The sequence below is a fragment of the Pseudomonas sp. FSL R10-1339 genome, assembly GCF_009600545.1.
GTDB lineage: Bacteria > Pseudomonadota > Gammaproteobacteria > Pseudomonadales > Pseudomonadaceae > Aquipseudomonas > Aquipseudomonas bubulae.
The window spans coordinates 1-6,085 of sequence record NZ_WIVQ01000153.1 but is presented as its reverse complement, the minus strand read 5'-3'; the positions used below and the strand labels follow the sequence as shown (position 1 = coordinate 6,085).

Here is a 6,085-nt window from a genome sequence, read left to right as displayed (position 1 = left end):
CCTTCGATATGCGGCTGGCGTGCCGGACGCGGCGCAACAGGTGCACCTTCAGCCGGGCGCAGCACGCGGGCAACACGGTCACCACGGGCCACAGGGCGCGAGGATTTGCGCTGCATGCGCTCAAGCTTGTCTTTGCTCTTGGCGTTCATCTCAGGCATGGCAACCGGCGTGAGGCCGACTTCAGCGCTGAGAATGTCCACTTCGAACTGGCTCATTTCGCGCCAGCGACCCATCGGCAGATCGGAGTTGAGGAACACCGGACCGAAACGTACGCGCTTCAGGCGGCTGACCACCAGGCCCTGGGATTCCCACAGACGACGCACTTCACGATTACGGCCTTCCATCACCACGCAGTGGTACCAATGGTTGAAGCCTTCGCCGCCTGGCGCCTGCTTGATGTCGGTGAAACGCGCCGGACCGTCTTCCAGCACAACGCCGGCCTTGAGGCGGGCAATCATGTCGTCATCCACTTCGCCACGCACACGTACCGCGTATTCACGGTCCATTTCGTACGAAGGGTGCATCAGGCGGTTGGCCAACTCACCGTCAGTGGTGAACATCAGCAAGCCGGTGGTGTTGATGTCCAGACGACCGATATTGATCCAGCGGCCTTCTTTTGGACGCGGCAGTTTGTCGAACACGGTCGGACGGCCTTCAGGGTCGTCACGGGTGCAGATTTCGCCGTCGGGTTTGTTGTACATGATCACGCGGCGAACCGATTCGGCTGCCTCTTCACGCTTGATCACCTTGCCATCGATGGTGATGGCGTCGTGCAGGTCTACGCGCAGACCCAGGGTTGCATCCTTGCCATTGACCTTGATCCGGCCCTGGCTGATCCAGCTCTCTACGTCGCGACGCGAGCCAACGCCAATACGGGCGAGGACTTTTTGCAGTTTTTCGCCTGCCGGGCCAATTTCCTGGCCGTCTTTAGGGTCGAGATCTTTCATCTGGGCACCTCCCGGTGTGTCAATTCAGGCGAGCGCCTGAAGTGTTAAAAATGGGCCTTGGGGCTCTGCTGAGCCCCAGAGGGTCGCGAATCATACGCGGATATTGGCCATTGCGCATCAAAGGCTAGTCACGAAGTGCGTGGCTCACTTGGTTTTCCGCCGGCCGGTGGCCTCAAGCGCCAGTAAACGCAGGGCGGATTCGGCCAGCACCGCACGTTTTTCGTCTTTGTCGAGTTTCTTCCAGGCCTTGATTTCACGCTTGGTTCGCCCGCAGCCCAGGCAAATGTCGTCAGTGAATTTGCAGACTCCGATGCAGGGGTCTTTGGTTGAACTCATGACAGCCCTCCAAAAATTGTGTGGGGGCGGGCTTGCTCGCGATGGCATCGCTGCGGTGTGCCTGACAGTCCGCGTCGTCTGCATCGCAGGCAAGCCAGCTCCCACGGGTCATGCATTGCCCGCAGAATCCGCGGCTTGCCAGGATCCTTAATGGGAGTGCATCAGTCTTCCTGCTCGCGGCGTTCCTGTTCGATGGCTTCGGCCAGGGCCTGAGCCTCAAGCTCTTCGTCGCTCAAGGCAGATCGCTGCTCAAGTGCAGCAACCGCAGCGCGCAATCGCTCGCGGGCCAACTCGGCCGCAGAGGGTTGCTGCGGTTGTGGTTGGGCTTCTATTTCCGGCTCGGGCTCAGGCTCAGGCTCAGGCTCTAGAGCTTCAACTGGCGCAACGTCGCGCAACAAATCATCAAAGTCGGTTTTAAGACCTTCCTCCATCGAGTCCAGTTCCGTCAGCAGGGTGCGGAAGCTGGTTTCGTCTTTCGGCTCTTCCGGCTCGGCGCTTTCGTCGGCCAGCGCCTGAAGATGCGCAGGCACCGGGGCATCGTCAAAATCGAGGATCGGATCCGGCTCCAGCTCGCGCAGCTCGGCCAGTGGCGGCAATTCATCGAGGCTCTTGAGGTTGAAGTGGTCAAGAAAGCCCTTGGTGGTGGCAAACATCGCGGGCTTGCCCGGCACGTCACGATAACCCACCACGCGAATCCACTCGCGCTCCAGCAGTGTCTTGACGATATGGCTGTTGACAGCCACACCGCGCACATCTTCGATCTCGCCACGGGTAATGGGCTGGCGATAAGCGATCAGCGCCATGGTCTCCAGCATGGCCCGCGAGTAACGTTGCGGGCGTTCTTCCCACAGACGTCCGACCCAGGGCGAGTACTTTTCGCGGATCTGCAGGCGATAGCCGGAGGCAACTTCTTTCAGTTCAAAGGCGCGGCCGTCGCAGGATTTGCGCAGCAGTTCCAGGGCCTTCTTGAAGACCGGCGGTTCCGGGCGCTCGCCCTCTTCAAACAGTTCGAACAGGCGCTCAAGGCTCTGCGGCTTTCCCGAGGCCAGCAGAAAGGCCTCAAGCAAGGGGGCCAGCTCGCGGGGTTCAGTCAAATTCATGGTTTCAGCTCTTTATTCGGCTCTTGCCCGCACATGGATCGGCGCGAAGGGTTCATTTTGTACCAACTCGATCAGCGACTCTTTGACCAGTTCAAGAATGGCCATAAAGGTCACGACTACACCCAACTTGCCTTCTTCAGCGGTAAACAGCTCGACAAAGGGTACAAAGCCACCCCCCTTGAGACGCTCAAGTACGTCGCTCATGCGTTCGCGGGTCGACAGGGCCTCACGGCTGACCTGATGACTTTCAAACATGTCGGTGCGGCGCAGCACTTCGGCCATCGACATCAGCAGCTCTTCGAGCGCCACATCCGGTACCAGTTTGCGCGCCCGTGCTTCGGGAGCATCGAGCTTGGGCACATAGATCTCGCGCCCTACCCGGCTGAGCCCCTCAATGCCTTCAGCGGCAGCCTTGAAGCGCTCGTATTGCTGCAGGCGGCGAATCAGCTCGGCACGGGGGTCACCCTCGTCCTCCTCGATTTCGGCCGAACGCGGCAACAGCATCCTCGACTTGATCTCGGCCAGCATCGCGGCCATGACCAGATACTCGGCCGCCAGCTCCAGGCGCACGGTTTTCATGAGCTCGACATAACCCATGTACTGGCGGGTAATTTCCGCCACCGGAATGTCGAGAATGTCGATATTTTGCTTGCGGATCAGGTACAGCAGCAGGTCGAGCGGGCCTTCAAAAGCATCAAGAAACACCTCCAGTGCATCCGGGGGGATATACAGGTCTTGCGGCATTTCGATGACCGCCTGGCCATAGACCATGGCCAGAGACAGTTCTTGCTGGGCACCGGCCCGGGCCTCAGGTGCTTCTACGTCAGACATCAGGCCTCGACCATAAAGGGTTGAGGATCACCGCAGCCCACCCGCACGATCTCGGGGTCACCACTGTCCACCAGGCTGATGACAGTGGAGGCCTTGTTGCCGCCAAAACCGCCGTCAATGATCAGGTCGACCTGTTTTTCCAGGGCATCACGGATTTCATACGGGTCTTCCATCGGCTCGCTCTCGCCCGGCAGGATCAGGGTCACGCTCATCAGCGGTTCGCCCAGCTCTTCAAGCAATGCCAGCGCAATCGGATGGCTCGGTACGCGCAGGCCAATGGTACGGCGTTTAGGGTGCAGCAGCAGGCGCGGCACTTCGCGGGTGGCGTTGAGGATAAAGGTGTACGGCCCCGGCGTATGCGCCTTGAGCAGACGGAAGATGCCGGTATCCACCTTGGCAAACAGCCCCAACTGCGACAGGTCACAGCACATCAGGGTGAAGTTGTGCTTGTCGTCCAGGTTGCGCAGGCGCTTGATCCGCTCGATCGCACCCTTGTCACCCATCTGGCAACCGACGGCATAGGACGAGTCGGTAGGATAAATCACCACCCCACCCTTCTTGATGATTTCAACGGCCTGTTTGATCAGACGCGGTTGTGGGTTTTCCGGATGAATCTGGAAAAATTGACTCACAGTGTTTACCTGTTCAGACGTTGGCAGTGGGTTTGTCATATTTGAATCGACACCACAATGGCGGCAAGTCTTCCGGAAGCGGACGGTATTCGCCGATCTCGGACCACCCTCCTGGACCATGAAAATCACTGCCGGCACTGACCAGCAGACCGAACTCACGCGCAAGGATCGCCAGGCTGCCAACCTGATCGGCCGGCTGGTACCCGTTGACCACTTCAATCGCGTGACCCCCAGCTTGAATATAGTCGCCAATCAGCCGTCGGCGCTTGCTGCGGGTAAAATCGTAGTGCGAGGGGTGCGCCAGACTGACCCAGGCGCCTGCTGCGCGCAGGGTGGCGACGGTGTCTTCCAGGGTCGGCCAGTGCAGCTTGACGTCCCCCAGCTTGCCGGCCCCCAGCCATTTGCGGAAGGCTTCGGCGCGATCCTTGACGTAACCGGCCTCGACCAGAAAATCGGCAAAATGCGGACGGGCCGGGGCGTTGCCGCTGTCACCCAGGGCTTGCTGGATAGCCCGTGCGCCTTCAAGCGCACCAGGCATACCCTTGAGCGCCAGCTTGCGACTGATCTCTTCGGCGCGCAGCCAGCGGCCATCGTGCAATTTGGCAATGGCCTCGACCAGCGCCGGGGCGTTGACATCGAAACCGTAGCCGAGCACATGAATCGTCGCCCCGCCCCAGGTGCAGGACAACTCCACGCCGTTGACCAATGTCATGCCCAGCGCCTGCGCCGCCGCGCGGGCTTCGTCGAGGCCTTCAAGTGTATCGTGATCGGTCAGGGCCAGGACTCGCACACCTTTCTCGAACGCACGCGCGACCAGTACCGCAGGCGCCAGGGCGCCATCGGATGCCGTGCTATGGCAATGCAAGTCAATTTCCACGGGGATTTAATAACCTCTAGCTGACGCTTTCGCTGTCATTGATGTTTGTTATTATGCCGCCACATCCTGCTTCTGGCTGCCACTGTGAAACAATTCATCGACTTCATCCCGCTGTTACTGTTTTTCATCGTTTACAAAATCGAACCGCGCATCGTCGAAATCGGCGGGCACAGCCTGTCGGTCGGCGGTATCTACAGCGCTACCGCCATGCTGATCATCAGTTCGCTGGTGGTGTATGGCGCGCTGTTTATCAAGCAACGCAAACTCGAAAAAAGCCAATGGCTGACCCTGATCGCCTGCCTGGTATTCGGCAGCCTGACTCTGGCCTTCCACAGCGAAACCTTCCTTAAATGGAAAGCCCCGGTGGTCAACTGGCTGTTTGCCCTGGCGTTTGCCGGCAGCCACTTTATCGGCGACAAGGTCCTGATCAAGCGCATGATGGGCCACGCCCTGAGCCTGCCAGATGCCATCTGGACCCGCCTGAACGTGGCCTGGATCGGGTTTTTCCTGTTCTGCGGCGCGGCCAACCTGTTCGTGGCATTCACTTACCAAAGCATCTGGGTCGACTTCAAAGTGTTCGGCAGCCTGGGCATGACTGTGTTGTTCCTGATCGCCCAGGGCATTTACCTGTCGCGCCATCTGCATGACACCGACCCGACTGATACCACCCCCAAGACCAAGGACTGACATGCTCTACGCCATCATTGCAACAGACGTCGCCAATTCCCTCGAAGCTCGCCTGGCTGCCCGCCCTGCGCACCTTGAGCGCTTGCAACAACTGAAAGCCGAAGGCCGCATCGTACTGGCCGGCCCGCACCCGGCCATCGACAGCAATGACCCTGGCGCTGCCGGTTTTAGCGGCAGCCTGATCGTGGCCGAGTTCGAATCCCTGAACGCTGCCCAGGCCTGGGCCGAAGCCGACCCTTACGTTGCCGCTGGCGTATATGCCAATGTCAGCGTCAAGCCGTTCAAGCAAGTCCTGCCGTAACCTGTATCTTTACCGGCAGCCGGCGCAAACAGCACCGGCACCGGCACCGGTCAAATCGAGTAAGTCATGAGCGACCTGTTACTGATAGATGATGACCAGGAGCTGTGTGAGCTGCTGGTCAGTTGGCTGAGCCAGGAAGGCTTTCAGGTTCGCGCATGCCACGACGGTGCCAGCGCCCGCAAGGCGCTGGCAGAGTCCAGCCCCGATGCCGTGGTGCTGGATGTCATGCTCCCCGACGGCAGCGGCCTTGAGCTGCTCAAGCAACTGCGCAACGACCACCCTGATCTGCCGGTGCTGATGCTCTCGGCCCGAGGCGAACCGCTGGACCGCATCCTGGGCCTGGAGCTGGGCGCCGATGACTACCTGGCCAAGCC

The 6,085-nt window shown here is 60.0% G+C and carries 9 protein-coding genes; 3 read left to right on the top strand and 6 right to left on the bottom strand.

The genetic code is table 11. The features are described 5' to 3' along the window. The 6 genes from rluB to GHO03_RS23365 all read right to left on the bottom strand — a co-directional run. Positions 1 to 947 (bottom strand): 23S rRNA pseudouridine(2605) synthase RluB (gene rluB / locus GHO03_RS23390; protein WP_153327936.1); only part of this gene is annotated, 947 nt, incomplete at its 3' end. 144 nt (positions 948 to 1,091) lie between these two features. Beyond that, complete coding sequence (locus GHO03_RS23385) at positions 1,092 to 1,283, bottom strand: DUF1289 domain-containing protein (protein WP_095018927.1); 192 nt, start codon at positions 1,281 to 1,283, stop codon at positions 1,092 to 1,094. A gap of 161 nt (positions 1,284 to 1,444) precedes the next feature. Next, positions 1,445 to 2,383 (bottom strand): SMC-Scp complex subunit ScpB, encoded by a 939-nt coding sequence (gene scpB / locus GHO03_RS23380; RefSeq protein WP_095025655.1) that lies wholly within the window; start codon positions 2,381 to 2,383, stop codon positions 1,445 to 1,447. A 12-nt stretch (positions 2,384 to 2,395) separates the two neighbouring features. After that, entirely contained in the window at positions 2,396 to 3,094 is a 699-nt protein-coding gene (locus GHO03_RS23375; protein WP_170943745.1) for a ScpA family protein, read from the bottom strand. 119 nt (positions 3,095 to 3,213) lie between these two features. Beyond that, positions 3,214 to 3,846: an L-threonylcarbamoyladenylate synthase gene (locus GHO03_RS23370; RefSeq protein ID WP_088377747.1), complete on the bottom strand. Its 633-nt coding sequence runs from the start codon at positions 3,844 to 3,846 to the stop codon at positions 3,214 to 3,216. A gap of 13 nt (positions 3,847 to 3,859) precedes the next feature. Further along, a complete protein-coding gene (locus GHO03_RS23365; protein WP_095002640.1) occupies positions 3,860 to 4,723 on the bottom strand; it encodes a PHP domain-containing protein in 864 nt (287 codons plus the stop codon). Between the two features lie 84 nt (positions 4,724 to 4,807). Here GHO03_RS23365 and GHO03_RS23360 point away from each other — a divergent pair, with 84 nt between their 5' ends. The 3 genes from GHO03_RS23360 to GHO03_RS23350 form a co-directional block, all read left to right on the top strand. After that, the gene (locus GHO03_RS23360; protein ID WP_095002641.1) at positions 4,808 to 5,410 is read left to right on the top strand and encodes a septation protein A; all 603 of its coding nucleotides are present in this window, start codon (positions 4,808 to 4,810) and stop codon (positions 5,408 to 5,410) included. A 1-nt stretch (position 5,411) separates the two neighbouring features. Continuing rightward, on the top strand, positions 5,412 to 5,711 hold the full coding sequence (locus tag GHO03_RS23355; RefSeq protein WP_095002642.1) for a YciI family protein: 300 nt from the start codon (positions 5,412 to 5,414) through the stop codon (positions 5,709 to 5,711). Positions 5,712 to 5,777: 66 nt separating this feature from the next. Continuing rightward, on the top strand, positions 5,778 to 6,085 hold a 308-nt coding region (locus tag GHO03_RS23350; RefSeq protein ID WP_153400611.1), incomplete at its 3' end, for a response regulator.